Genomic DNA, 25,546 nt, shown 5'->3' with positions numbered 1-25,546 from the left:
CATGGCGGATCTCCGGGTCGGCCTGATCGGACTGGGAATGATGGGGCGCCACCACGCCCGCGTCATCCGGGAGGTCGAGGGCCTCGAGCTGGTCGCCGTCGCCGACGCGTACGGCGATCCGCACGGGGTCGCAGGAAAGCTCCCGGTCTGCGCCTCGGTCGACGAACTCATCGCCGAAGGCATCGACATGGCGGTGTGCGCCGTGCCGACCGGCCTGCACGAGAAGGTCGGGCTGGCCCTGGCCGGCGCCGGCGTCCACACCCTCGTGGAGAAACCGATTGCCGACACTGTTGAAGCCGGCCAGCGTCTCGTGGAAGCATTCGAGAACGCCGGCCTGATCGGAGCCGTCGGGCACATCGAGAGGTTCAACCCTGCGCTGCAGTCGCTGCGCGCGCGCATTGAAGCGGGCGACCTGGGGGAGGTCTACCAGATCGCCACCCGGAGGCAGGGTCCCTTCCCTGCCCGCATCGCCGACGTCGGCGTCGTGAAAGACCTCGGGACCCACGACATCGACCTCACCTCGTGGCTCGCCCAGTCTCCCTTCACCTCCGTGTCGGCCCGCACGAGCACCCGCTCCGGACGACCGCACGAGGACATGGTCACCGCCTCGGGCCAGCTGGCCAACGGTGTGATCACCAGCCACCTCGTGAACTGGCTCTCCCCGATGAAGGAACGGCTCACCGTCGTCACGGGGGAGAAGGGCGCCTTCGTCGCCGACACGCTCACCGCAGATCTCACGTTCTACGAGAACGGTACCTTTACCACCGAGTGGGAGGCGGTTTCGAACTTCCGCGGCGTCTCGGAAGGCAACATCACCCGCCTCGCGCTGACGAAGCGCGAACCGCTGCGCGTGGAGCACGAGGCGTTCCGCGACGCCGTGCTGGGAATCTCGAACAACACCGTGACCATGCGGGAGGGGCTCAACACACTCCGCGTGGCGGAGGCGATGATCCAGGCGGCCAACACCAATTCGACGATCGGCATCGGCCTGTGAGGTCGAAGGTACTGCTGGCCACCCGGCTGTATCCGCCCGAGGTGGGAGCGGCCGCGTTCCGGCTTCAGGCGCTCACGAGGGGCCTCAACGACGCCGGCGCCGACGTCTCGGTGCTCACCACGCGTCCGCCGCGCGGCACCGATGACCCCCGCCCCGCCAAGGGAGTCAAGCGCTGGCCGGTGCTCCGCGACAGCGGGGGAAACGTCCGTGGTTACGTCCAGTACATGAGCTTCGACCTTCCGCTCTTCTTCCGGCTCCTTGCCGCGCGGGCGGATATTGTCGTCTCCGAACCGCCTCCGACCACCGGTCTGATGGTCGCGCTGTCGTCATGGCTCCGCCGCCGCCGCTACGTCTACTACGCCGCGGATATCTGGACCGATGCCCTGGCCGCAACGAGTGCTCCGGCGCCGGTGGTGAGCATCATGCGGTCCATCGAGGGCGTGGCGCTGCGGAAGGCGCTGAAGGTCATTGCCATCTCACAGGGCGTCGCCGACCAGACGCGGCAGTTTTCGGTCGACCCGAGCCGGGTCGTCGTCGTCGGCAACGGTGTGGATACCGAAACCTTCTCCCCGGACGGGCCCGCAGCCGAGCCGGGCTACAGGTACTTCGTCTATACGGGGACGATGTCGGAGTGGCAGGGCGCGGAGATCTTCATCGATGCTATGGAGGAAGTGCTGCTGCGCTTCCCCGATGTGCGGCTTCACTTCTTCGGCCAGGGATCGGCCGAGGCGGCACTCAAGGAAAGGGCCGCCCGCATCGGCGACGACCGGATCCGCTTCGGCGGGGTCGTGCCGCCGGCCGAAGCGGCCAAATGGATTCGGGGAGCGGCGGGCTCACTCGTCAGCATCGTTCCCGACCAGGGCTACGACTTCGCCAAACCGACAAAAATCTATGCGGCGGCGGCCTGCGGGACTCCGGTGATCTACGCCGGCAAGGGGGCATCGGCGCGAATGGTGGCCGAAGGCGACCTCGGGTACGCCAGCGGCTTCTCGTCGACCGAGGTCGCCAAGGCCATGATCCGGCTTCTCGAGGAGCCGGACCATGGCCGGGCGGCGCGGGCTGCGTGGGTCGAGGACAACGCTTCGCTGCGGACCTCGGGGCGTCACGCCGCCGCCGAGGTGCTGCGCGCTATCGAAGAAGGGCGCTGACCACCTGCTCGGCCGCCGCCCCTTCACCGTAGGGGGTGGCGTCGGTTGGCTGGGGCGCAGGGCGCTGCACCACCGAGGTGAGCGAACCTAGGTCCTCCGACACGAGGACGTTCCAGCCCAGGTCCACCGTCTCCACCCATTCGGTCTCCGGGCGGATGGTGGTGCACGGCACCCGCAGCAGGAAGGCCTCCTTCTGCAGCCCGCCGGAGTCGGTGACGACGCCGGCGCTGTGGGAGACGGCATTCACCAGCTGCGGGTATGCCAGCGGCGACGCGACCCGGATGGACCCGGTCTCCAGTTCGAGGCCATGGCGCTCGGCGAGGCCGACGAGCCGCGGGTGGGCCAGGAGGAGAACCGGCTTATCCAGGGCGGCCAGGGATTCAATGATCAGCTTCAGCCGGTCGGGGTCGTCGGTATTGTCAGGACGGTGGATGGTGCTGACGTAGTAGTTTCCGGGGCTCATCCCAAAGGGCACCGCTTCGCCGCGTGCTTCAACAGCGGCACGTGTCCGGAACAGGACATCGGTCATGACGTCTCCCACGAGCACCGTGCGTTCGGCGAGACCCTCACGGCTGAGATGGTCGACGGCGACCTTGGTCGGCGCGAGCAGCAGGTCTGAGGCATGGTCGGTCAGCACCCGGTTGTGCTCCTCCGGCATGCGGCGGTTGAACGAGCGCAGCCCTGCTTCAAGGTGGGCCAGCGGAATGTGCATCTTCACGGCCGCGACCGCCGCAGCGAGGGTTGAGTTCGTGTCGCCGTAAACGAGAACCCAGTCGGGGCGGACCTGCTCGAAAATCTCTTCAAGCCCGGTCAGCATGGCGCCCGTCTGCTGACCGTGTTTTCCGGAGCCGACCCCCAGATTGAAGTCCGGCTCGGGGATTCCCAGATCACTGAAGAAGACGTCCGACATCAACGCATCATAGTGCTGGCCGGTATGGACGATGAGGTGCTCCGCACGGCCTTTCATCGCTGCGGCAATCGGCGCAAGCTTCACAAACTGGGGGCGCGCGCCAACGACGCTAAGAATACGCATGGGAAAATCCTATCGTTCGGGGATTGAGCCGGAGGCCGTCGAGGGGTTCAGGCTGAGCAGCCTGCGCAGGATCGAGCGTTCCGTGGATTCGTCCGATTCGGAACTGAGCTGCCGGGCGGCCCGGTGCGCATTGTCCTTGTACCGCGCGATGTTATCCCGGGTCATCCCTTGAATACTGCGGATCAGAGCGGCCGGTGAATGATCTTCTGTGATGGCACCAAGGTCGCTCTCCCGAATCAGGCGTGAGGTTTCGGGCGACGGACTGAAGACGATCGCCAGCCGGGCCTGGACAAAGTCGAAGAACTTATTGGGGAGCATGAGTTCATGGTTCTTCGTCTGGGGAGGCAGGGAGAAGATTCCCACGTCGTACCGGTTCAGTACGGCCGGTAGCTCCTCCGGCTTGACCGGGTCGTGGAAAGTGACCTGGGCCGCGCCGGCCGCGAGCTCCTCAAGGTAACGGCGGTACTTCCCGCCGTCCCTGGCCGGAACAAGGTAGAAGTCGAGACTGTACTGCGGACCAAGTCCCGCAGCGGCTTCAATCATTCCCTCGAGGTTCCTGCCGGGAACAGCCGCCCCACTGTGCACCAACCGGATGGTGGCTGCATCGACCGGCACCGGTTCGAGATCCACGAAGGGCCTGGCGTTCCTCACTGTCTCCGTGGCGCAGCCGAAGGCCCTCTCATAGAGGGCTGCAATCGAGTCATTAACCACGGTCACCGCCTGCGTTTTGGGAAGATAGCGGGCGCAGACATCGGTCATGAACGGTTTGACGAGCAATTTCCACGACCGGACGTGGGCGCGTTCTTCGGGCGCCCACTCATGCATGTCCCCCCACACCGGCGCACCGTTGGCGATGCGGTGTGCAAGGGGGAGTGCGCGGGCTTCGTTCGCGACGACCAGGTCGTAGGTGCGGCCGGCATTGAGCTGGAAGGCACGCTGCACCGCCGGCGCGATGAGTTCCGCCCGGCGGTGGAGGCGCAGCGCCAGAAGAGCAACTCCGACAGGGGTCTGTGGGAGTGAGGGAAGGCTCGCATCGATCTCCAGATGATCCGAGGCGGCATCGGGCTTCACGCCATAACTCAGTGTTGTGACGTCCCCAAACTCGGCGAGAACCTCCAGCTGACGGAGCACGCGCGCATCAGCGCGGATGTCGGAAAAGGAAATGCAAAGTATTTTCGGTCGCATACTGCAACTCTAGGTGTAGTCGGACGGGCCGATGGCGCGTGACGCCGCCTGCGCATCCTCGCCCGTGCCGCGCTGCGTGGCTGCTCTCAGACCGAGGTCGGGTAACCTTGACCCCGCAGGTAGGGACGTTCTCTGTCTGGCCAACCGAAGCAGGAGTTTTTGTGAGCGTTGATCTCGTCATCGTGGGATCTGGTTTTTTCGGCCTAACCATTGCGGAGCGAGCGGCCACAGAGCTGGGGCTCAAAGTAGCTGTAATCGATCGCCGTCATCATGTGGGCGGCAATGCCTACAGTGAGAATGAGGCGTCCACGGGTATCGAAGTGCACCGCTATGGGGCGCACCTCTTCCACACCTCCAACGAGCGGGTTTGGGAGTATGTCAACCGATTCACCTCGTTCACGAGCTACCAGCACAAGGTGTACTCAAGCCACAAGGGCGAGGTCTACCCGATGCCCATCAACCTGGGCACCATCAACCAGTTCTTCCGCTCTTCGCTTGGACCCACGGCGGCGCGCGCGCTCATCCAGGAGCACGCGGGGGAGCTGGCCGGAACCGATCCGCAGAACCTCAACGACAAGGGCGTCCAGCTGATCGGACGGCCGCTGTACGAGGCGTTCATCAAGCACTACACCGGGAAGCAGTGGCAGACCGATCCCAAGGATCTCCCGGCCGACATCATTTCGCGGCTTCCCGTCCGGTACACCTACGACAACCGGTACTTCAATGACAAGTACGAGGGCCTGCCGACCGACGGCTACACGGCGTGGATCGAACGCATGGCGGCCCACCCCAACATCGAGGTGCACCTCAACACCGACTTTTTCGACGACGGTCACGCCTTTTCGCGCACGTCCACGCTCGGCCAGGTCCCGGTCGTTTACACCGGCCCCGTGGACCGCTACTTCGACTACGCCGAGGGGAACCTGTCCTGGCGGACCATCGACCTTGAGGAGGAAGTCCTGCCGATGGAGGACTTCCAGGGCTGCGCCGTCATGAACTACCCCGACGAAGACGCGCCCTACACGCGCATCCACGAGTTCCGGCACTTCCACCCCGAGCGGGATTACACGAAGGACGCGACCGTCATCATGCGCGAATTCTCCCGTTTCGCGGAGAAAGGCGACGAACCGTACTACCCGGTGAACACCGCCGACGACCGCGCCAAGCTCCTCGCCTACCGAGACCTGGCCCGCGGCGAAGAGTCCGTGCTGTTCGGTGGACGCCTCGGCACCTATAAGTACCTTGATATGCACATGGCCATCGGCTCCGCCCTCGCGATGTACGACAACAAGATCAAGCCGCACTTCAGTGGCGGCGCCCGGCTTGAAAGTGGAGGAGTGGACGCGTGAGCACGACGGTAAAGGCTGACACCAAGAAGACCCGCAGCGCGCAGGACATGAAGTGGAAAACGGTCCACCGGGTGGTGTTCCCCGAAGCCGCCGACATCGACACCATGCCGCTCTATGTCGACTTCAACAACTCCCAGCGGGTCGTGGAAGCGGATTCCCCGTCCGGTGCCGCCTCGGGGACCGGGGCCATTGCCACCGGGGCCGAGGTCCACCCCGACTACGTGCTCGACCGGCGCAGTCTGTCCCTCCCGGCCCATGAGAGGGTCTCGCTCGGCACCTACTTCAACGCCTTCCCGGCGAGCTACTGGCAGGCACACACGGCGGTCCGGACGGTCCGCCTGACCATCGAGCTGACCGGCGAGGCAACGGTCGTGGTCTACCGGTCGAGTTCCCGCGGCGCTGCGAACCGGGTGAGCAGCATGCGCGCCGACGGCACCGGATCCACCCCGGTGGTCGTCGATCTTCCCATCACCAACTTCGGTGACGGTGGCTGGTACTGGTTCGACCTCGCGGCCCACGGCAGCGCCGTCCGTCTGACCAAGGCGGAGTGGAGCGTTCCCGAGCCGGACGGGTTCGAAGCGGGGACGCTCTCGATCGCCGTGACCACCTTCAACCGGCCCGACTACTGCGTCCGCAACCTTGGAATCCTCGGGGCCTCAACCGAACTGCTCGACGTCCTGGACCGGGTCATCGTCACCGATCAGGGCACCCAGAAGGTCCGGGATGAGCCCGGGATCGACGAGGCGACGTCCGCGCTGGGTGACCGGCTGGCGATCGTGGAGCAGGCAAACCTCGGTGGATCCGGCGGATTCGCGCGGGGCATGCTGGAGACCGTCGAGGACGGCCGCAGCCGCTACGTCATGCTGCTCGACGACGACGTCGAGATGGAGACCGAGGGTATTCTCCGCGCAGTCCAGTTTGCCGACTTCACCCGCAACCCCACCATCGTGGGCGGGCACATGTTCAACCTGTTCGAGCGCTCGGTGATGCACAACTTCGGCGAGGCCGTGCAACAGTACCGCTTCACCTACGGCGGCACTGCAAACACCCGGGAGGCCCATGACTTCGCCTCAAGCAACCTCCGGACCACGCCGTGGATGCACCGGCGGATCGACGTCGATTACAACGGCTGGTGGATGTGCCTCATCCCCACCCGGATCATTAAGGAAATCGGCCTGGCGCTGCCCGTCTTCATCAAGTGGGACGACGTGGAATACGGCATCCGGGCCAAGTCCCACGGGTTCACGACGGTGACGCTTCCGGGCGCGGCCGTGTGGCACATGCCGTGGACCGAGAAGGACGACACGATCGACTGGCAGGCCTACTACCACCAGCGCAACCGGTGGGTGGCCACCATGATCTATTCGCCGTACAAGCGGGGCGGGCGCATGCCGAAGGAAAGCTTCGCCGTGGACGTGCGCCACCTGCTGTCCATGCAGTACTCGGCGGTGGAGCTGCGGCTCCAGGCCCTGGCCGACGTCCTCGAGGGGCCGGACCACCTCCACCGCACCATCGGGACGAAATTGGGTGAGGTCCGCGCCACCCGTGCGCAGTTCGACGATGCCCGCGTGTCGAAGGACCTGGTCGACTTCCCGCCCGTGAAGCGCAGCAAGCCACCTCGGAAGGGCAAGGGCGCGACGCCGGCCCGCACCCGGCCCGCGGCCGTGGTGAAGCTGCTTGCGAGCGCCGTGCACCAGCTGAAGCCCGTCGCGGAGAGCGCGGTGCGCAACCCCGAGGAGCATGTCGCGGCCATGGATGCGCGGTGGTGGCGGCTCGCCCAGCTGGACTCTGCGCTGGTCACGTCCTCCGACGGCACCGGGGCGTCCTGGCACAAGCGCGACGCCGAGAAGGTACGGGAGCTGGCACTGAGGAGTGCCGACCTGCACCGTCGTCTGCTCCTCAACTGGAGCGAGCTGGCCGAGCAGTACCAGAAGGCGCTGCCCCAGTTCACCTCGCAGGAGGCCTGGAAGCAGACCTTCGCCGTCAACGGACCGGACAACCCCGCCGGAGGGACCAAAGAGTGAAGACGAAAGTCTCTACGCCGGATGACGGCACCGTCGGCCTGGTCTCGCCCGGGCACGGTGCCGGACTCCGGGACGTCATCAGCAGCAGGTTCCTCCTGAAGCTGCTCGTCGATAAGGAGATCAAGGTCCGCTACCGCGGCTCCGTCATCGGTCTGCTGTGGTCCTACGTCAAACCGGGCGTGCAGTTCATCGTCTTCTACATCGCGCTGGGCATCTTCCTCGGCCTCGAGCAGAGCGCACGCAACCCCGGAGGGCTGCCGAACTACGCCATCTACCTCTTTTCCGGGATCGTGCTCGTCAACTTCTTCTCGGAAGCACTTGGCAATGCGTCGAGGTCGATCGTTCTCAACGGCGGACTGATCAAGAAGATCTACCTGCCGCGCGAGCTGTTCCCGGTGTCCGCCATCTGGGTGTCCGCCATCCATTTCCTCCCGCAGATCATCATCCTGATCGTGGCGTGCCTGTTCGCCGGGTGGACGCCGTCCGTCCTGCAGCTTGCAGCCGCCGTGGTCGGGTTTATCATTGTGGCGCTGATGGCCACGGGTCTCGGCCTGATCTTCGGTGCCGTCAACGTCTATTTTCGGGACGCCGAGAACCTCGTGGACCTGCTGCTGATGGTGGCGACCTGGGCATCGCCGGTGCTCTACGCCTGGACCACGGTGCGGGACCAGCTGGGTCAGACCGCCCTGAACATCTATCTGCTCAATCCGCTGACCGTCGGAGTAGAGACCTTCCACTACGCGTTCTGGATGCCGACCGCCGACCAGACGCAGGCGCTGCCGCCCTCCTTCCTGTCGCTCTGGGTCCCGATCGCCCTGGCGCTCTCCATCGTCACGCTCGTCCTCGGGCAGCTTCTTTTCCGCCGGCTCGAGGGCCGCTTCGCCCAGGAGTTGTAGACAATGCCCATATCGATCGACATCAAGAGCATCGAGAAACGGTTCGTGCTGCGCCATACGCGCTCCATGAAGGAGACCTTCCTGTGGCTGCTCAAGGGCAGGCGGGGCGATCTCTATAAGAAGTTCTCCGCCCTCGAAGGGGTTTCCTTCACTGTGGAGGAGGGCGAGACCGTCGCCCTCCTCGGCTTCAACGGCTCGGGCAAATCAACCCTGCTCAAGCACATCTCGGGCGTCATGCTGCCCGATTCCGGCAGCGTTCGAACCCGGGGCAGGGTGGCCGGCCTCATTGAGGTGGGCGCCGGGTTCCACCCGGATCTGAGCGGGAGGGACAACGTCTTTCTCAACGGCTCGATCCTCGGGATGAGCGAAAAAGAGATCCGGGAACAGTTCGATTCGATTGTCGAGTTCTCGGAGATCGGCGAGTTCATCGACACCGAGGTCCGCTTCTACTCCTCGGGCATGTACCTGCGCCTGGCATTCGCCGTGGCCGTGCACACCAACCCGGACATCTTCCTCATCGACGAGATCCTCGCGGTGGGCGATGAGCCGTTCCAGAAGAAGTGCCTGGCGAAGATCAAGGAGCTGAACGAGGCCGGGAAGACGCTCGTCGTGGTCAGCCACGATCTCGACATGGTGAGCAAGGTCTGCGACCGCGGGATCGTCCTCGAGCGCGGCCGGGTTGTCATGGACGGCGAAGTGGGAGACGCGATCGCCCACATCCGCGCCAGCTGAAATTCACGCCGGCGTTCCACCCCGGAAACAAAGAATGCGGAGGCCGCTGCGGCCTCCGCATTCTTTGTTTCCACGCCCGATGCGATCGGGGACCGGGCGGCGGCACCGCACGGGCTAGGAGCAGTTCGCCACCCGGTATAGCCGGGCGTCGCCCTCGCTGTCGACGAGTTCGAGGTTGGCGGCGCCGGCCGCGTCGTCGAAGGCGGGGTAGAGATAGGCCTCTTCTCGGTCGAGGAGGTAGAAGTCGCCGAAGTCCAGCACGTACTCCACGCGTTCCTCACGGGCAATGGTGCAGGCCTCCGTGCCGGCTGCCGCGTCGTCGAGTTCCTCCGCCAGGACGGCGAGGTCCGGGCGCAGCGCGCCGGGGCTCATATGGTACTGGGTCACACTGCGGCCGCTGATCGCGTAGGCAAGGGATCCGCCGTTCCACGGATTGACGGCGATGACGGCGTCCTCAGGGACCGTTTCGTCAACCCGTTCGAGCAGCGCCAGTTCATCGAGTGACAGGATGGTGGGGTTTCCCTCGAAGGTGTGGTGGCTTCGGGCTTCAAGCACGAACTCGTCGATCGCGCCGCGCTGGCTCTGCAGTCCTCCCAGGACCGCCACCACCGCAACCACAGCGCCCACCACCACCTTCTGGGCGGCGGACGGCGTCCGCGGGAACCACAGGAGGCTCCTCCACAGCCAGGCGAGGATCCAGCTTGCGCCGAATGCCGCCACCAGCACGGTGGGAAGCGGAAGAAGCGCGGCGAGGCGCTGCGGGTCCTGGTACCAGCTGCCGGTGGCCAGGATCCGCAGGGGGCCCCGGGGCTCCGCGGCGGAGACGACGTAGAGCGCCACAGCCACCGCATAGACCGCCAGCAGCCAGAACAGGGACCGTCTTCTGCTGAGGCGCGCCAACCCGGCTACGGTGCAGACCGCGATGACGATCGGAATGCTCCGGTTGTGGGGAGCGCTCGTGACGGCCTGTCCGATGGCACTCGCATACCGGGTGAAAGGAAGCCAGGTGTTGTAGCCGATGAGCAGCGCCTGCCAGACGTACACGAACGCGGCTATGAAGCCGGCGGCGATGAAGAGGGGCAGAAGGGCCCCGCGGACGCTGCGCCGCGTGATCCGGGCTGCCGTCCACCTCCACCAGGCGAAGACGGCGATCGGCAGGGTCAGCGCCAACAACGCAGTGAAGCCATTCGGCTGGGCGAGCGCCAGCGCCGCTAGGGAGGCAAGGAAGGCCAGTACAACCACGCCATACTGCGTGCCCGAGCGGGGGCGGATCCTCAGCACCATCATCGCCAGGGCAAGCGCGGCCGGCAGCACCGAGTAGGAGAGGAGGTTGGGATAGAGCGGACCAAAGTCGATGAGTCCCAGCGGGAAGGCGGGGAATCCCGCCGAGAACAGGCCTGCGATCGCAATCAGCGCCATCCGAGGACCGAAAACCACCCGGGCCAACAGCATGACGCCGATGGGCCACAGCACCGAAGCCACGACCAGGTTGAGACCATTGGCAGCGACAGGCACGGGCTGCCCCGCAACGTCGGCGACGAGGGCGGCAAAGCCATGCCACGCGGCCGGATAGATGGCGATTTCCGCTGTCGGGTTGAGCATCCGGCCGAGCGTCAGCGTCGACGCGTCCCCCTGCTCGAGCACCCATCGCACGGCGTTCAGGTGGTACACATTGTCATAGCGCTGGGCAATATTGTCTGGGTGGTCGAAGACCCGGACCAGGTTGTACGAGGCGGCGATGCCGCCCAGGACCAACCCGACCGCCCCCCCGAGCGCCGTGGCCCGGTCGATCCGGAAGGAGAATTCAGCCCACCCGGACTGGAACACAAAGCGCTTCACGAGAACTGCCGCGGCCAGGAAAACCAGGCAGGCCACAAGGAAGCTGCCCAGCGACCAGCCGATGCCAAGCAACGACAGCACCACGGCGGACACTCCGGACAGGGCCACCGAGAAGGCCGGTGCAAGACCGATCGACAGCGGACCGCGCACGTTGAGCGCCGCTGACAGCGCCAGGCCCGGCAAGGTAAGCAGAGCGATCGCTGCGGCGATGGTCGGGAGGGAGTCCCACCAGGACATTTACACTCCTGCGGCTAAGGTGCGGCCGCGCTGATCTGCGCGGGCAGAGAAAGATGGTTCGCCGGGCTCCGGCGAACCTGTCGACGGTATCACGGGCAGGTACCGCGGACCCGCTAGGAGCCTCCGATCTTTCCCCGAGCCCTGGCCGGTGGGTGGTGGTGGAGGGCGCCCGCCGCGCGGCCCGGACGGTTCAGTTCCGGATGCCGTCGGGGTTATTTCCCCGGCCCTTGTGAGCCACCCATGCTGTGCGCCGATCCGGAGCCGGCGGGCCCAAAAATGGAAATGCACAATTCCCGGGCGGCCACCGTCCAATGGTCAACGAGGACGAATTCGACAATGAATTCCGCCTTCTTGGCCGCACTTCGCGGCCGACCCTCCGGCCGGCTGTCGATGTGTCTCCGCGGAGCCCTTATGCGATACTGGGCTTGTGAGTCGTACCTGGATTGTGATCCCGCTGTTCAACGAGGCCTCCATCATCGGCTCAGTAATCGAAGATCTGCTTCCGGTGTTCCCGCACGTCGTCTGCGTGAACGACGGCAGCACCGATGCCTCGGCCGACGCCGCCCGGGCCGCCGGAGCCGTCGTGGTGAACCACCCGGTAAACCTGGGACAGGGGGCCGCCCTGCAGACCGGCCTGGAGTATGCCCTCCAGGATCCGGATATGACGAGCGTCGTGACCTTCGACGCCGACGGCCAGCATCGGGTCTCCGACGCCGCCGACATGGTGCAGCGCATCGAAAGCGGAGAAGCCGACGTCGTTCTGGGATCCCGGTTCCTTGATGGCCGCACCCAGATCGGGGCGCTGAAGAGGCTGGTGCTTCGGACAGCGGCGCTTCAAACGCGGTGGAGCACGGGTATGCCCCTCACGGATGCGCACAACGGTCTGCGGGCCTTCAACCGCGGCGTGGCCCAGAACATCCACATCACCCAGAACCGCATGGCGCACGCCTCCGAATTGGTTCAAATGATTTCCGCGATGCGCCCACGGTGGACCGAGCACCCTGTCGAAATTATTTACACGGACTATTCAAAATCCAAGGGGCAATCCCTCCTCAACTCCGTCAATATTGTGGCGGACCTGCTCTTTAGGTAATTCAAATGCTAATTGTGGTTCAGCTTGTCCTGGTTCTCGTCGTCGTGGGCTTCTCCCTCGTGCTCATCCGCGGGGGTTCAAACGCCAAGCACATGGCCATCCGCCGGATCATGATCCTCCTCTTCGCGGTCGCCGCAGTGCTGTCCATCTTCTTCCCCACGATCCTCACGCAGTTCGCACGGATCGTCGGGGTAGGCCGCGGCACGGACCTGGTGCTCTACGCACTGATCGTCTCCTTCCTGGTGTACATGTCGACGACGCACCAGCGCTTCCGTTCCATGGAGACCACCCTGACGAAGCTCTCGCGGCGCATCGCGCTGGACGAGGCCGAGCGGCCTTGGGAGAAGAATGACGAAAAGGATGCCCCGAGTGGACGGTACTAAGCCGGTGGAGCCGGCGGCGGGGCAGGATCTGTCCGCGGTGAAGGTCGTCCACGTCAACGACTGCGCCTTCTACGCCGAGCGCATCCTCGCGAAGGCCTCCGAACAGGAACTGCCCTGGAGCTTCTACCCGCGGGCCGTCGCCGACTACCCGCTGACGGGGGTCAAGGGCCGAGCCCGGTATGCAGCCCAGGGCGGGGCGTGGCTCCTCGGCCTCGCGCGCCGGGCCGTTTCCTCCGACCTGCTTCACATCCACTCCGGCGGCGTCACCCAACACTCCAGGTTCGTCCCGAAGAAGTACGTGCTCACGCTGCACGGCACCGACATCCGCACCCTCCAGTACGACGAGCGGTGGAGGGAGACAATTCTCCGGGGCGTACGCAACGCGGCCGCGGTGATGTACACAACCCCAGACCTGCGCGAGCACATCCTGCCGCACCGGCCCGATGCCGAGTACCTGCCGGTCTCGATCGACCTTTCCAAGCTGCCTTCGCCGGTTCCCCGCCCGCAGGGCAGGCCGCGGGTGTTTTTTGTCTCCCGCTGGGACGACTCGAAGAACGCGGCGGGCCAGCTGGAGACTGCGCGTCAGCTCGTGCAGGTAAGCGGCGGCGCGTTCGATGTCTACGGACTCGACTGGGGTCCGATGGCCGCCGACGCGGAAAAGGCCGGGGTCCACCTTGTTCCCAGGATGAGCCACCGCGACTACCTCGACTTCGTGAACGCATCCACTGCCGCGGTCGGGCAGGCCGCCGGCATCCTTGCAGCGAGCGAGCTGGAGGCGATGGCCCTGGGAGTGCCGCTCTACATTTCGTTGACGCCGGGCTTCTATCCGGAGGACATCCCGGTGGGCCACGAGGACGTGGATTCGCCGGCGGCCATGGCAAAGCTCATCGCCGCGGATCTGGCGGATGAGGAAACCCTGCGCCGGCGCGGAGCCGGGGGCCGGAAGTGGATAGCCGAGCACCACGACCCGGCAGCGGCCGTGAAGCGTCTTCGCGAGATCTACGCTGCCGCCTCCCTGTAGCGGCTCCAACCGCGTCCGGGGACGCCGCGTTTAGGCCCTGTCGAGCACGCCCGCGCCCCGGACGGTCCCCCCGGCGGATTCCGCAGGCGGAAGCGCAGGCGGGCAGGCCCGCAGGGGAGCGGGCGCGGTCCCGGCCCCTAGCTCAAACCCGCGAGCTGCGCCTGACGTGCGAAGTCCGGAACCGCGGCCACGACCTCGTCAAAGGTGCCCTGCGCGACGATCCGCCCATCCTGCATGAAGAAGACGATGTCCGCCGAGCGGATCGTCGAAAGCCGGTGGGCGACCGTGATGACGGTGACTTCGCCGTGGAGCTCCCGGATCGCGGTGGTCACCGCGGACTCCGTTGCCGTATCGAGGGCGCTGGTTGCCTCATCCATCACGAGCACGTCGGGTTCGTTGTAGAGCGCCCTGGCGATGCCCAGCCGTTGGCGCTGTCCGCCGGAGAGGGCGAGCCCGCGCTCGGCGATCAGGGCGTCCCGTCCGCCCTCCCGGTTCATCACCACGTCGTACATCTGGGCCCGCCGCAGGGCCGCCTCAACCTTGGCGTGATCGACGTTCGCCGGGTCCCAGGACAGGGCGACGTTCTGGCCGACCGATGCGTCGAACAGGGAGACGTCCTGGGGAACATATCCGATCCGTTTCCGCCACGAGGTCAGGACCCGGTCCATGCGCTCCGAGTCCACTTCCACGTGACCGGAGGTGGGACGGAGGAGGCCGAGGAGGATATCGATGATGGTCGACTTGCCCGCACCGGACGAGCCGACAAAGGCGACGTGGCTGCCTGCGGGGATGGTCGCGTTGACGCCGCGCAGGGCGGGCTGGGCCGCGCCGGGGTAGGTGAAACTGACATCGCGCAGCACGATGTCGACGCGTTCCCCATTGAGGTCCTGCTGCGGATTCTCCTGTGCGCTTTCCGCGAGCAGCTGCTCGCTTTCACGGATGTCTGTGGCGACCTGCTGCGCAAAGGCCGAATTTGAGTTCACCTGTGACTGGACCGCCTGCAGCCGGGTCAGCGACGGGACAAGCCTGAAACCGGCGACGGCGAACAGGCCGATAGCGCTGACGGCACCCTCGGCGCCGCCCGTGGCAAAACCGACCCCTCCAACCAGGAGGAAACCGACAATCAGTGCGGATTCAAGCACGTAGCGGGGAACCTGGGCCAGGAAGACCGAGTTCGCCCGGGCCACCGAGCTGTGGCTACGGGTTTCGTGGACCTGGGCGCGCACTTCGGAGGCCCGGTCGGCGAGGGTGATCTCCTTCAGCGCCGCGAGTGCTTCGGTGAGGATCTTCACCGTCTTGGCCGACCACTTGAGGTTCTCCTGGCCCATCCGGACCGAAAGCGGGGAGATGACCCGGGCGAGCAGCAGGGCGACGAGCCCGAGGTAGAGGATGCTGACGACGGCGATGAGCGGTTGTGCCACCACCAGCACCACTCCGACGGCGAGGAGGGTCCCGAGCTCGCCGAACAGTGTCATGGAGGGAATCAGCACCCCCGAGACCGACAGGCCGACGCCGACGTCGACGGACCGGACCAGCTCGCTCGAGTTCTTCTGAAGGCGCTGCTCCCACGGCGACGAGAGGTAGGAGGCCAGGAGCCGGTCACCAATGGCGACTTCATGCTTGGCGAACCGCGCCGTCGCCGACCGAAGGATCATCACTGCGAAGACACCCTTGGCAACGACCAGCGCGCAGGCGATTCCCAGGAGCGTGAGCAGCTGGCTCTGCTCACTCACGTTCCCGAGGAACGGCAGCTGTACGTCCGCCCCGCTCACGAGGGACGGGAGCAGGACGGCGATGAGTCCCAGGGAGATGATGTCCAGCAGTGAGAGGCAGGCCGTAGCTATGCCGTAGCCAATGAGGAACCGGCGGCTCCCCGGGGGCAGCGTAGCGAGGAGTGGCCGGAGGGTTTTGAGGAGATTATTCATTCTGCATCTCACAATACTCGAAGCAGCGATCGTCCTTTCGGGGGAGCAGGGGACCGGTGGGGGGTGGGTTTAGAGTTTTCCGGCGGGTTTTGCGGGGTTGTAGCCGGCGTTGGTTCCGTGGGTGCCGGCGTAGAACCAGAGGGAGCCGTCGGCGCGGGTGGTCAGGAGGTCGGCCTTGGTGTCGCCGTTGAAGTCGCCGGGACCGGTGATGGTGGTGGCGTTGTTCCAGCCGGTGCCGATCGGGACGGCGGGTTTGTAGCCTTCCTGGGTGGGTGAGGCGGCTCCGGTGCCGGCGTAGAGCCAGAGGGTGCCGTCGGGTTTGCGGGCGAGCAGGTCGTTGCGTTTGTCGCCGGTGAAGTCTCCGGGGGTGATGACGTGGTTGAAGCCCTGCCAGCCGCCGCGTCCGATCTGGACCGCGCTGCCGTAGCCTTCGCTGGTGGCGCTGATGGTGCCGGTGCCGGCCCAGAACCAGAGGGTCCCGTCGGTTTTGCGTCCGAGCAGGTCGGGCCTGCCGTCGCTGTTGTAGTCCCCGGGGGCCATCAGCTGGGAGAAGGCCTGCCATCCGCCCTGGCCGATTTTCTGGCCCGGTTTGTAGCCTTCGCTGGTGGTGTTGACGGTTCCGGTGCCGGCGTAGAACCAGAGCGAGCCGTCCTGGTGGCGGGCCAGCAGGTCGGGGCGGCGGTCGCCGTTGAGGTCTCCGGGGGCCAGGATGTCGGTGAAGGTGTTCCAGCCGGCGCTGCCGATCCGGATGGGCGTGCCGTAGGCGCCCCTGCCGGTGCCGTTGTAGAACCACAGGGTTCCGTCCTTGCGGCGGGCGATGAGGTCCTTGGTGCCGTTGGCGTTGAAGTCTCCGGGACCCACGATGGTGTTGTAGTTCTGCCAGCCGGTGGAGCCGATCCGGGTGCCGGGGCGGTAGCCGTTGTCCTTCATGGCGGTGCCGGCGAAGAACCACAGGCTCATGTCGGCCCTGAAGCCCACGAGGTCGGTCTTGCCGTCGCGGTTGAAGTCGCTGGCTCCGACGATGTCGGAGTAGCCGGCCCAGCCGGTGGCGATGGCCCGTCCGGGCAGGTATCCGGTGCTGGTGGCGCTGACGTTTCCGGTGCCCTGGTAGAGCCAGAGGGCGCCGTCGGGTTTGCGGGCGAGCAGGTCCGCGCGTCCGTCGCCGGTGTAGTCCCCGGCGCCGGAGAGCAGGTTGAAGCCCGTCCAGCCGCCGGTGCCGATGCGCACCGCCCCGTTCACGATGTCCGGGCTGATGCCGGTGCCCCGGTAGAGCCAGAGGGTGCCGTCGGGTTTGCGGGCGATCAGGTCGGGGCGGCGGTCCCCGGTGAAGTCCCCGGGGGAGACCATGATGTCAAAGGCGTTCCACCCCACACCGCTCTTGACCGGGCCCCGATAGCCCTCGGCGGTGGCCGTGACCACCCCGGTGCCGGCGTAGAACCACAGCGTGCCGTCGGTCTTGCGTCCGACCAGGTCAGGGCGTCCGTCCGCGTTGAAGTCCTGGCCGCCGATGAGCTGGCTGTAGATGCCCCACCCCGAGCCGATCTTCACCGGGGCCCGGAACGAACCGGTGCCGGTGCCGTCATGGAACCACAGGGTCCCATCCGGGCGCCGGGAGACCAGGTCATGGGTGCCGTTACGGTTGAAATCCCCGGCATTGACCGCCGCCAGGGTTTTATCCAGCACCACCGGCGCAGGAGCAGGAGCAGGGGCGGTATAGCCGCCCCGGACGAACCGGTCGAAGGCTGCCGCCGTCCCGTTCCACCGGTTCCAGTCGCCGACAACTGGTCCGTCGCTGGTGTACTGCCACAGGCTCTCCACCCGCCACCCGGCCGGAAGGGGACCGGTGCAGCAGTTGTTGTAGGAGGCGACATGGAGGGGGTGGTTGGCAAAGGCGGTGCTGTATCCGGTGCAGCGGTTCCACCAGTCGGCGGTGGTGTAGATCATCGGCAGGCGCCCGGTACGGCTCAACATCGTGTTCGAGAAGTCACGGATCCAGTTGACCATCTGGGCCGGACTCATGTTGTAGCAGGTGTTGCCGAGCTCCGGGTACGGGTTGTACTCGACATCCAGGAGCGGAGGCAGGGTTTTTCCGTCCGCGGACCATCCTCCACCGTTGCGGATGAAGTAATCAGCCTGCGCGGCACCGCTCGAGACGTTCGGAATGGCGAAGTGGTAGGCACCCCGGTCCATCCCCGACACTTCCGCCCCTTTGTACTGGGAGGCGAAATAGGGGTTCTTGTAGACGAGTGCCTCGGTCGCCTTCGTGTAGGCGAACCGGGAGCCCTGACGCCAGGCGGCCGCCCAGTCGACGTTGCCCTGGTGGCTGCTCACATCCACCCCGAGGATTCCTGCGGGTTTCCAGTAGTTCACCAGGGGCTGGAAGGCGGTCCTTGCCATCGGGAAGTCGGTGTCCGTGGACCGGTTCATGGCCCCCGCCTGGTCGGCTTCGGGAACGGCCTGGACCGCGCCCGGCGTGGCCTCATTACCGGAGGTCGACCGCTCCTCCTGTGCAATCTGGGTGAGCTCCTCGTCGGTGGGTACCTGGGGGTCTCCGGTCTCTGCGATGCGTTCGACTCCCTGGCCCAGACTTGCTCCAAGGGGGCCGATGAGGTCCGCAAGGGCGGACGCGTTCCGGGCCAGTTCCTCGGGGGACATTTCCGCGGCGTCGGTGGGCGCTCCGTCAGTCCCGCCGGAGGTTTCGTCGGGGCCCGGCGTCTGAGGCGCAGGCTGGGTGGGAGCGGTTGGGCCTTCGGACGGGGAAGAGGGAGCGGGTGTGGTGGAGCTTTCCTGCGGGACCGCGGGCGCCGCCGGCGCTGTGCCGTCGGCCGGTGCCGGTTCGGGAGATGTCGTCGCCTGTGGTTCCGCCTCGGGAAGGACGAGGCCCAGTGCGGGGGTCGTCCCTCCCACCAGTGCTGCGGTGAGGAGGGAGGCGGCCAGCACGCTGGCCGGACGGTTCAGTTTCACAGGGCATTCTCCAGGTTGCGCAGGTCCTCGACCGGGACCCGTGGTCTGCGCCAGGTGGAGGAGGACCCAGGGCCGGTCGAGGGTATGTGGGGGGTGGGGTTAGAGTTTTCCGGCGGGTTTTGCGGGGTTGTAGCCGGCGTTGGTTCCGTGGGTGCCGGCGTAGAACCAGAGGGAGCCGTCGGCGCGGGTGGTCAGGAGGTCGGCCTTGGTGTCGCCGTTGAAGTCGCCGGGACCGGTGATGGTGGTGGCGTTGTTCCAGCCGGTGCCGATCGGGACGGCGGGTTTGTAGCCTTCCTGGGTGGGTGAGGCGGCTCCGGTGCCGGCGTAGAGCCAGAGGGTGCCGTCGGGTTTGCGGGCGAGCAGGTCGTTGCGTTTGTCGCCGGTGAAGTCTCCGGGGGTGATGACGTGGTTGAAGCCCTGCCAGCCGCCGCGTCCGATCTGGACCGCGCTGCCGTAGCCTTCGCTGGTGGCGCTGATGGTGCCGGTGCCGGCCCAGAACCAGAGGGTCCCGTCGGTTTTGCGTCCGAGCAGGTCGGGCCTGCCGTCGCTGTTGTAGTCCCCGGGGGCCATCAGCTGGGAGAAGGCCTGCCATCCGCCCTGGCCGATTTTCTGGCCCGGTTTGTAGCCTTCGCTGGTGGTGTTGACGGTTCCGGTGCCGGCGTAGAACCAGAGCGAGCCGTCCTGGTGGCGGGCCAGCAGGTCGGGGCGGCGGTCGCCGTTGAGGTCTCCGGGGGCCAGGATGTCGGTGAAGGTGTTCCAGCCGGCGCTGCCGATCCGGATGGGCGTGCCGTAGGCGCCCCTGCCGGTGCCGTTGTAGAACCACAGGGTTCCGTCCTTGCGGCGGGCGATGAGGTCCTTGGTGCCGTTGGCGTTGAAGTCTCCGGGACCCACGATGGTGTTGTAGTTCTGCCAGCCGGTGGAGCCGATCCGGGTGCCGGGGCGGTAGCCGTTGTCCTTCATGGCGGTGCCGGCGAAGAACCACAGGCTCATGTCGGCCCTGAAGCCCACGAGGTCGGTCTTGCCGTCGCGGTTGAAGTCGCTGGCTCCGACGATGTCGGAGTAGCCGGCCCAGCCGGTGGCGATGGCCCGTCCGGGCAGGTATCCGGTGCTGGTGGCGCTGACGTTTCCGGTGCCCTGGTAGAGCCAGAGGGCGCCGTCGGGTTTGCGGGCGAGCAGGTCCGCGCGTCCGTCGCCGGTGTAGTCCCCGGCGCCGGAGAGCAGGTTGAAGCCCGTCCAGCCGCCGGTGCCGATGCGCACCGCCCCGTTCACGATGTCCGGGCTGATGCCGGTGCCCCGGTAGAGCCAGAGGGTGCCGTCGGGTTTGCGGGCGATCAGGTCGGGGCGGCGGTCCCCGGTGAAGTCCCCGGGGGAGACCATGATGTCAAAGGCGTTCCACCCCACACCGCTCTTGACCGGGCCCCGATAGCCCTCGGCGGTGGCCGTGACCACCCCGGTGCCGGCGTAGAACCACAGCGTGCCGTCGGTCTTGCGTCCGACCAGGTCAGGGCGTCCGTCCGCGTTGAAGTCCTGGCCGCCGATGAGCTGGCTGTAGATGCCCCACCCCGAGCCGATCTTCACCGGGGCCCGGAACGAACCGGTGCCGGTGCCGTCATGGAACCACAGGGTCCCATCCGGGCGCCGGGAGACCAGGTCATGGGTGCCGTTACGGTTGAAATCCCCGGCATTGACCGCCGCCAGGGTTTTATCCAGCACCACCGGCGCAGGAGCAGGAGCCACCGTGGAAGTCAGCGCGGTGATGGTGATGGAGGCGCTGGTCGCTCCGATCGAATTGATGTGCACGCGGGTGCCCCGGTGCGTCGTGAAGACGGACCCGGCCTGCCACGCGTGGTTTTCGTTGTAGTAGCCGACCCACCTGCTGTTGGGGGTCAGCACCACCGAGGCATTGCCGTTCCACCCAAGGTGGTCCTTCTTAATGATCTTGACTCCGCGGTTGCCGCCGATGGCGCTGTTGGCGTCCCGGCCGACGGGCAGGCGCAGTTCGATGTAGTAGACCTCGCCGCTGCCTGGATCGGTGAATTTGACCGCCCGTTGCGCTTCGCCCCCGGCCCACGGCTTCAGGGTGTACTGTTTCGACCCGCTCGCGATGCCGGCATTCCTTATTTCATCTCCGCGGCCAAAGCCGCCGAATTCGTACATGAACGAGTTGATCATTGGGGTATGCAGCTGGGCGAAGCCCATGATGTCGAGGGTGTCGCCGTATTCCCAGGACCTGCACGCAGTATCGCCCCACGTCGCTCCCGCAATTCGAGCGACGTCGACCCGCCCGTTGGTGCAGTTCAGGGAATTCGAGTGATGTAGGCCGAGCACGTGGCCGAATTCGTGGGAAACCACGTTCTTCGTCGTTGCCGAGGGGTAGGGCATGATGACGCGGCCGCTTGTCGCGCTGTCGGTGAATCCGCCGCCCAGGATTCCCCAGTTTCCATATGAATTCAGGTCCCGGTGCGGAATGAAGAGGACCAGCGCTTCATAGGGGTTGTACTGCCAGTTGAGCTCCCTCGTTACGGTGGCCATGATCTGGTCGTAGGAATCGGTGTGCCTGGCCTTCGAAGCGAATCCCCTCACTTCGGAAACGGTGGTGATGGACAACCGGCCCATGGACGCCGACCGCCAGTATGAATCCGCAGCGGCGATTGAAGCCCGCGCGGCGTCGAGGTTGATTGCGTTTACATCCGCCAGGGTCTTGTCCGCTAGCTTCACCGTTACGAGCTTCACTTTGAAGTTTCCGTAGCGGGGTCCGAAGGCGGCGGCCCCGAGCTTTCCTTCCTCCTGCCCGTGCTCCTGGGCAGCCTCGTGCGGCTCGGGATGGTTTTCTCCAAGCCGGGGATTCGCCCCGGGCTCGAGCAGGGGGTTCCAGTCGAGGTCGGGGACGAATGACGTGACTTCATCCTCTGAAGGTGCGGTGGTTTCCGCGGTCGGCTGCGGGTCTGCGGGAGCCGGGGTCTCGGATGCCGGTGCCAAGGGAACCGCGGGATCCTGCGTGGCCGCGGGCGACGGAGGTCCGGTCGGAGCCTCACCTGCAGGGTCCGGAGCAACGCCCGGTGCGATCTGCTCCTCCGTGGCAGGAGTCGCCACGGGAGCGGGTTGAGTCTGTGCTGTGGCCGTCAGCGGAGCTGCGCCAATGCAGATTGCCATCGAAAGGGCCGTGGAGCACAAGATTCTATTGAGGGAGGCAAAAGTCACGGGTTCTCCAGAGTCCAGACCAAAAGGCCAGGGCGAGCGGTCCCATGAAGACTACAACGACGTTACACCTGTGACTATTGTTTCTTGTGTGAAAGCCAATCTTATTTGCTAATTACGGCATTTTGGTGTGATGAATGGGGCGTGTCGGGCATTGTCAACCCCTTTAGAGAAAAAGTTTAGCTTTTCTTGACCTCCCGGAGCCCGCCCGTCAGGTGACCCGAAAACATATGGTCTTGGTGACGGGAGTCTTCGATGCGGTGTACTCCTTACTCACGGTCAAGGAATAGCAGGAGTTTCGGGTGACAGTGGCAGTGAATGCGATGTTCCCCTGGTGGCCCGTCGTCTTTCTGCTGCTGTACGAGCCGTCGATCGACAGTTTCACCGTCTGATTCACGATTGGAACAGCGGTCCCGGAAAGGACAGTCGAGCGCAGGTAGACCGTCGATCCTTTGCGCACGGTGGTTGTGAGGCGGGTCCCTTTGCTGTTGAAGACGCCGATGCTGCCGATTGAGGCGGTCGGGCGCCATTGCATCGAATGCAGTGTTGCACTCTTCGCCAACCGCATCGACCACATGCCCAACTGCGCGTACTGCGTCCTCAGGGTGACATTCCCGCTGACGAACGCGGCGTCCTTGAGCGCGTTCTGCGCATGGACCGACGGTGTCAGGGACTGCTGCCTCACCCGGCCGGTGAGGTCGAAGAATGCGGGAAACGGGGGCGGCTTTGCGAGCCAGCGTGCCATTCCGTCATTGAGCCATTGCCTGCCGTACAGGGTGATGGCCGACTCGAAGGTGTACGCATTGTGGTTCGCGTCCTGGACCGGGAGCCGGCCGAAGGGTGGCTTGCCGGAGGGAAGGTAAAGGTAGGCCCAGCCTCCGAGGGTTTCGTTGTAGGTGTTGATGCCCAGCCACTTCAACTGGGATACCACCCGGTAGGTGTGCGCCAGCCTGGGCGGGTCGTCGTCCAGGACGCCCGAATCCGCGACCTTGTTGAGGAACGCCGCGGCCCCGAGGGAGACGTTCACGACGCATCCGGCTGTTGAGGGACGGTCCGAGGGGCTCTTGGAATAGGCCATGCATCGTCCGTTGGGCGTGTCGTCGATCGGCGTACTGAGGAGGGAATCCACCACCGCGACCAGCTCTTCCTTGGGTACGGCGCCGGCGAGGTGCCCCGCGAGCAGGACCTCCCCGACATGATCCGCCGTCGAGACGGTGTACGTCGTGGAGGCGGGGTTGACCGACCCGTCCCCGAAGGCGTCCCAGGACTTCCCCATGCCGTATCCTCCGTCGGCCTTGTTCAGGCTGTAGACCTTTGCGAGGTACTGCTGGGTCGTCGGGTGCTGCCACCCGCGGTATTCCGCTGCCATCCGGGCCTGATACGCGTAGGTCCAGGAGGCATAATCCTCCTGCCCGTCCGGGTCGCTCTCCATCCGGTGGAACATGTCCCTCGCGATGGAGTTCCAGCCGCTGCGTGATCCCGCTTCGGTGGGCGTCGGCGGGATGTCTTCGACCGGAGCCACGGGCACAGTGGACGCCGATACTTTGACCGCGCGGGCGTATCCGGTCTTGGACCCGGTCACGTGAACCGCAATTCGCTTACCCACCACGCCGGAGGTGGGGGTGTAGGACGCCGAGGTCGCGCCGGTGAGCCGGACGCCGTTGGCGTACCAGGCGTAGGTGAGGGCCACCGGCGCCGGTCCCCATGTGCCGGGGGAGGCGGTCAGCTTCGACCCGACAGTCACCGCGCCGGTGATTTTTGGCACCGGGGAAACCAGAGCCGGCAGGACGGCGGCGGTTTCCTCGGAGGTGCGGGTGCGAGTCACATAGCCGGGCTTCTGGCCAGTCACCCGGACCGTGAGGCGCTTGCCGGCGTCGTCGGGGGAGGGCATGTAAGTGCTTGAGGAGGCGCCCGGGATCGGGGCGTCGTGCGCGTACCAGGCGTAGGTCAGGGTTACCGGCCCCGGCGCCCAGGTGCCGGGGGAGGCAACCAGTTTCGACCCGACGACGGCGGCGCCCGTGATGACGGGCACCGGGGCGGTGAGCAGTCCGCTCACCGGCTCGGTGGGCTCGGATGTCGCCGTGGCCGGGGTGTAGCCGGGCGCCGAGGCAGTGACGGTGACGCTGATCTGGTGGCCGACGTCCTCCGCCGTGGGAGCATACGAGGCGCCATCGGCGCCGGGGATCACAGTGCTGCCGCGCCGCCATTCATAGGCGATGGTGGCGGGCACCGGCCCCGAGTCGCCAAGGACGGCCATGAGTCTAGCCCCCACTTGAGGCATGCCGGAGATGGTGACGGTCGGTGCCACAAGGCCTCCCGGCTCCACCACTTCGGCCAGCGGGTGGACCGAGACGCCGTCGATCCAGCCCTCCCTGGACAGCGTCGCCCGCACCGAGATCTCGCGGCCGAGATCTTCGAGCTGCAGCGTGTAGTCCGGGTTCGTGGCGCCGTCGATCGGGTCCGAGTCGCGGAACCACTGCAGCGACAAGGCCGCTCCGGCCGTGTAGCCGGAAGGCTCGAAGGTGACCGTGCGGCCGACCTGACTCAACCCGCTGAGCTGCGGTGCTTCGGAGAAGGTCGGTGTCGGCTTGCCGAAAAGGCTGAACCCGCTGCTCTGCGTGGTGGGGCCATCCGTGTCGACATCTTCTTTCGAGAACCAGCCCACGGCTGTCGCGTCCTCCATGGCGTCTTCCCAGCCGGAGTCATCGGAAAGGGGTGGCTCAAGGAGGGACGCGAAGTAGCTGTCCAGGAGTTCCGGCGCCGGAGCCGGAGCAGACCCTTCCTGCTCGAGGTAGGACAACGGCACGGGAGTCAGCGTGTGGTCGAGTGCGAAGGCCGCTATTTCCGGGGCCCTTTCCTCGTCGGTCAAGCCGTGGACGGCTTCGAGGAAAACTCCCGCTTCGTCGCTCAGCTCGACCGGTGCGAACCCCAGCTCACTCCTGGCCGAGTTGAACCGGTCAATTGCCTCGTCGATGGTGGTCGACGGTGACGGCTCCTCCGATGGTTCCTCCGACGGCGACGGCTCCGGGCTGGGCTCGGCCGATGGCGAGGGATCCGGCTCCGGGGGCTCGGATGACGGGGAGGGATCCGGGGTGGGCATCTCGCTTCCGGTTTCCGGGGCCGGGGGCACTTCCTGGGCATTGGCCGGCGTCAAGGATCCGCCGAGGAGGGCCGCAGCGGTGAGCAGTACGACCAGCGCTCTGCCGTGGGCTACGAGCTGGTTAGGATTCCCCCAGGCTGGCTGGCGCGATGCGGGCGTGCGGGATCCGGGCACAGGTGCCCACGGTGCTGAATTCATTAGTTCCCCAACTAGATGCTCCGAGACCGTTTCCTGCCCGACCACAGCACGGGAGGTGCTGTTGGACGCACTTTTGCAGTCGCTTGGACAGGCATCGATGGAGCAATCGGTTGCTTGCCGCAGGCACTTAACGCGTCGGGTCCTCAGAGAGTAACCCATATTGACGACCGCGGGAGAGCGTTTTTCCTTGCTCCTCTTGGGAGGGCCGCCGTGGAGCGTCGGAAGAA

Annotated in this window: 16 protein-coding genes; 9 read left to right on the top strand and 7 right to left on the bottom strand. The window is 66.0% G+C overall.

All coding sequences use genetic code 11. The features are described from left to right. Position 1 precedes the first annotated feature (1 nt). Together I6N91_RS08300 and I6N91_RS08295 are read left to right on the top strand one after the other, a co-directional pair. Positions 2-994 carry a Gfo/Idh/MocA family protein gene (locus I6N91_RS08300; protein WP_198812113.1) on the top strand — a complete coding sequence of 331 codons (993 nt, stop codon included), beginning with the start codon at positions 2-4 and terminating at the stop codon, positions 992-994. Next, positions 991-2,142 (top strand): glycosyltransferase family 4 protein, encoded by a 1,152-nt coding sequence (locus I6N91_RS08295; RefSeq protein WP_198812112.1) that lies wholly within the window; start codon positions 991-993, stop codon positions 2,140-2,142. The genes I6N91_RS08300 and I6N91_RS08295 overlap by 4 nt, the downstream gene beginning before the upstream one ends. Here I6N91_RS08295 and wecB read toward each other — a convergent pair. Then, a complete protein-coding gene (wecB, locus tag I6N91_RS08290; RefSeq protein WP_198812111.1) occupies positions 2,123-3,175 on the bottom strand; it encodes a non-hydrolyzing UDP-N-acetylglucosamine 2-epimerase in 1,053 nt (350 codons plus the stop codon). The two genes, I6N91_RS08295 and wecB, sit on opposite strands and share 20 nt — an antisense overlap. Positions 3,176-3,184: 9 nt before the next feature. Beyond that, on the bottom strand, positions 3,185-4,360 hold the full coding sequence (locus I6N91_RS08285) for a glycosyltransferase (protein ID WP_198812110.1): 1,176 nt from the start codon (positions 4,358-4,360) through the stop codon (positions 3,185-3,187). Positions 4,361-4,521: 161 nt separating this feature from the next. On the opposite strand from I6N91_RS08285, the gene glf reads away from it, so the two are divergent. The 4 genes from glf to I6N91_RS08265 are packed head-to-tail and all read left to right on the top strand — an operon-like array spanning position 4,522 to position 9,361. After that, on the top strand, positions 4,522-5,709 hold the full coding sequence (gene glf / locus I6N91_RS08280) for a UDP-galactopyranose mutase (protein ID WP_198812109.1): 1,188 nt from the start codon (positions 4,522-4,524) through the stop codon (positions 5,707-5,709). Further along, positions 5,706-7,733 carry a glycosyltransferase gene (locus I6N91_RS08275; RefSeq protein ID WP_307843285.1) on the top strand — a complete coding sequence of 676 codons (2,028 nt, stop codon included), beginning with the start codon at positions 5,706-5,708 and terminating at the stop codon, positions 7,731-7,733. Before glf ends, I6N91_RS08275 begins: the two co-directional genes overlap by 4 nt. Continuing rightward, positions 7,730-8,629 carry an ABC transporter permease gene (locus I6N91_RS08270; protein ID WP_307843284.1) on the top strand — a complete coding sequence of 300 codons (900 nt, stop codon included), beginning with the start codon at positions 7,730-7,732 and terminating at the stop codon, positions 8,627-8,629. The genes I6N91_RS08275 and I6N91_RS08270 overlap by 4 nt, the downstream gene beginning before the upstream one ends. Positions 8,630-8,632: 3 nt before the next feature. Next, on the top strand, positions 8,633-9,361 hold the full coding sequence (locus I6N91_RS08265; protein WP_198812108.1) for an ABC transporter ATP-binding protein: 729 nt from the start codon (positions 8,633-8,635) through the stop codon (positions 9,359-9,361). Positions 9,362-9,475: 114 nt separating this feature from the next. On the opposite strand, the gene I6N91_RS08260 is transcribed toward I6N91_RS08265, so the two are convergent. Beyond that, a complete protein-coding gene (locus tag I6N91_RS08260) occupies positions 9,476-11,437 on the bottom strand; it encodes a DUF6541 family protein (protein ID WP_198812107.1) in 1,962 nt (653 codons plus the stop codon). Between the two features lie 427 nt (positions 11,438-11,864). Here I6N91_RS08260 and I6N91_RS08255 point away from each other — a divergent pair, with 427 nt between their 5' ends. From I6N91_RS08255 to I6N91_RS08245, 3 genes are read left to right on the top strand one after another with little or no spacing between them, the layout of a single operon-like run. After that, a complete protein-coding gene (locus tag I6N91_RS08255) occupies positions 11,865-12,530 on the top strand; it encodes a glycosyltransferase family 2 protein (protein ID WP_198812106.1) in 666 nt (221 codons plus the stop codon). A 5-nt stretch (positions 12,531-12,535) separates the two neighbouring features. Then, entirely contained in the window at positions 12,536-12,913 is a 378-nt protein-coding gene (locus tag I6N91_RS08250; RefSeq protein ID WP_198812105.1) for a DUF2304 domain-containing protein, read from the top strand. Further along, positions 12,900-13,934, top strand: coding sequence for a glycosyltransferase family 4 protein (locus I6N91_RS08245; RefSeq protein ID WP_198812104.1), 1,035 nt, complete (start codon positions 12,900-12,902; stop codon positions 13,932-13,934). The genes I6N91_RS08250 and I6N91_RS08245 overlap by 14 nt, the downstream gene beginning before the upstream one ends. Before the next feature lie 137 nt (positions 13,935-14,071). Here the strand turns inward: I6N91_RS08245 and I6N91_RS08240 are convergent, their stop codons facing one another. The 4 genes from I6N91_RS08240 to I6N91_RS08225 form a co-directional block, all read right to left on the bottom strand. Then, the gene (locus I6N91_RS08240) at positions 14,072-15,859 is read right to left on the bottom strand and encodes an ABC transporter ATP-binding protein (protein ID WP_198812103.1); all 1,788 of its coding nucleotides are present in this window, start codon (positions 15,857-15,859) and stop codon (positions 14,072-14,074) included. Between the two features lie 69 nt (positions 15,860-15,928). Then, positions 15,929-18,823 (bottom strand): GH25 family lysozyme, encoded by a 2,895-nt coding sequence (locus I6N91_RS08235; protein ID WP_198812102.1) that lies wholly within the window; start codon positions 18,821-18,823, stop codon positions 15,929-15,931. 99 nt (positions 18,824-18,922) lie between these two features. After that, a complete protein-coding gene (locus tag I6N91_RS08230; RefSeq protein ID WP_198812101.1) occupies positions 18,923-21,802 on the bottom strand; it encodes an FG-GAP-like repeat-containing protein in 2,880 nt (959 codons plus the stop codon). A 430-nt stretch (positions 21,803-22,232) separates the two neighbouring features. Continuing rightward, complete coding sequence (locus I6N91_RS08225) at positions 22,233-25,319, bottom strand: hypothetical protein (protein WP_198812100.1); 3,087 nt, start codon at positions 25,317-25,319, stop codon at positions 22,233-22,235. Positions 25,320-25,546 lie beyond the last annotated feature (227 nt).

The sequence above is a fragment of the Arthrobacter sp. MSA 4-2 genome (assembly GCF_016405885.1).
Lineage (GTDB): Bacteria > Actinomycetota > Actinomycetes > Actinomycetales > Micrococcaceae > Arthrobacter_D.
The sequence above is the reverse complement of the archived record's forward strand: the minus strand, read 5'-3'. Positions and strand labels throughout refer to the sequence as shown.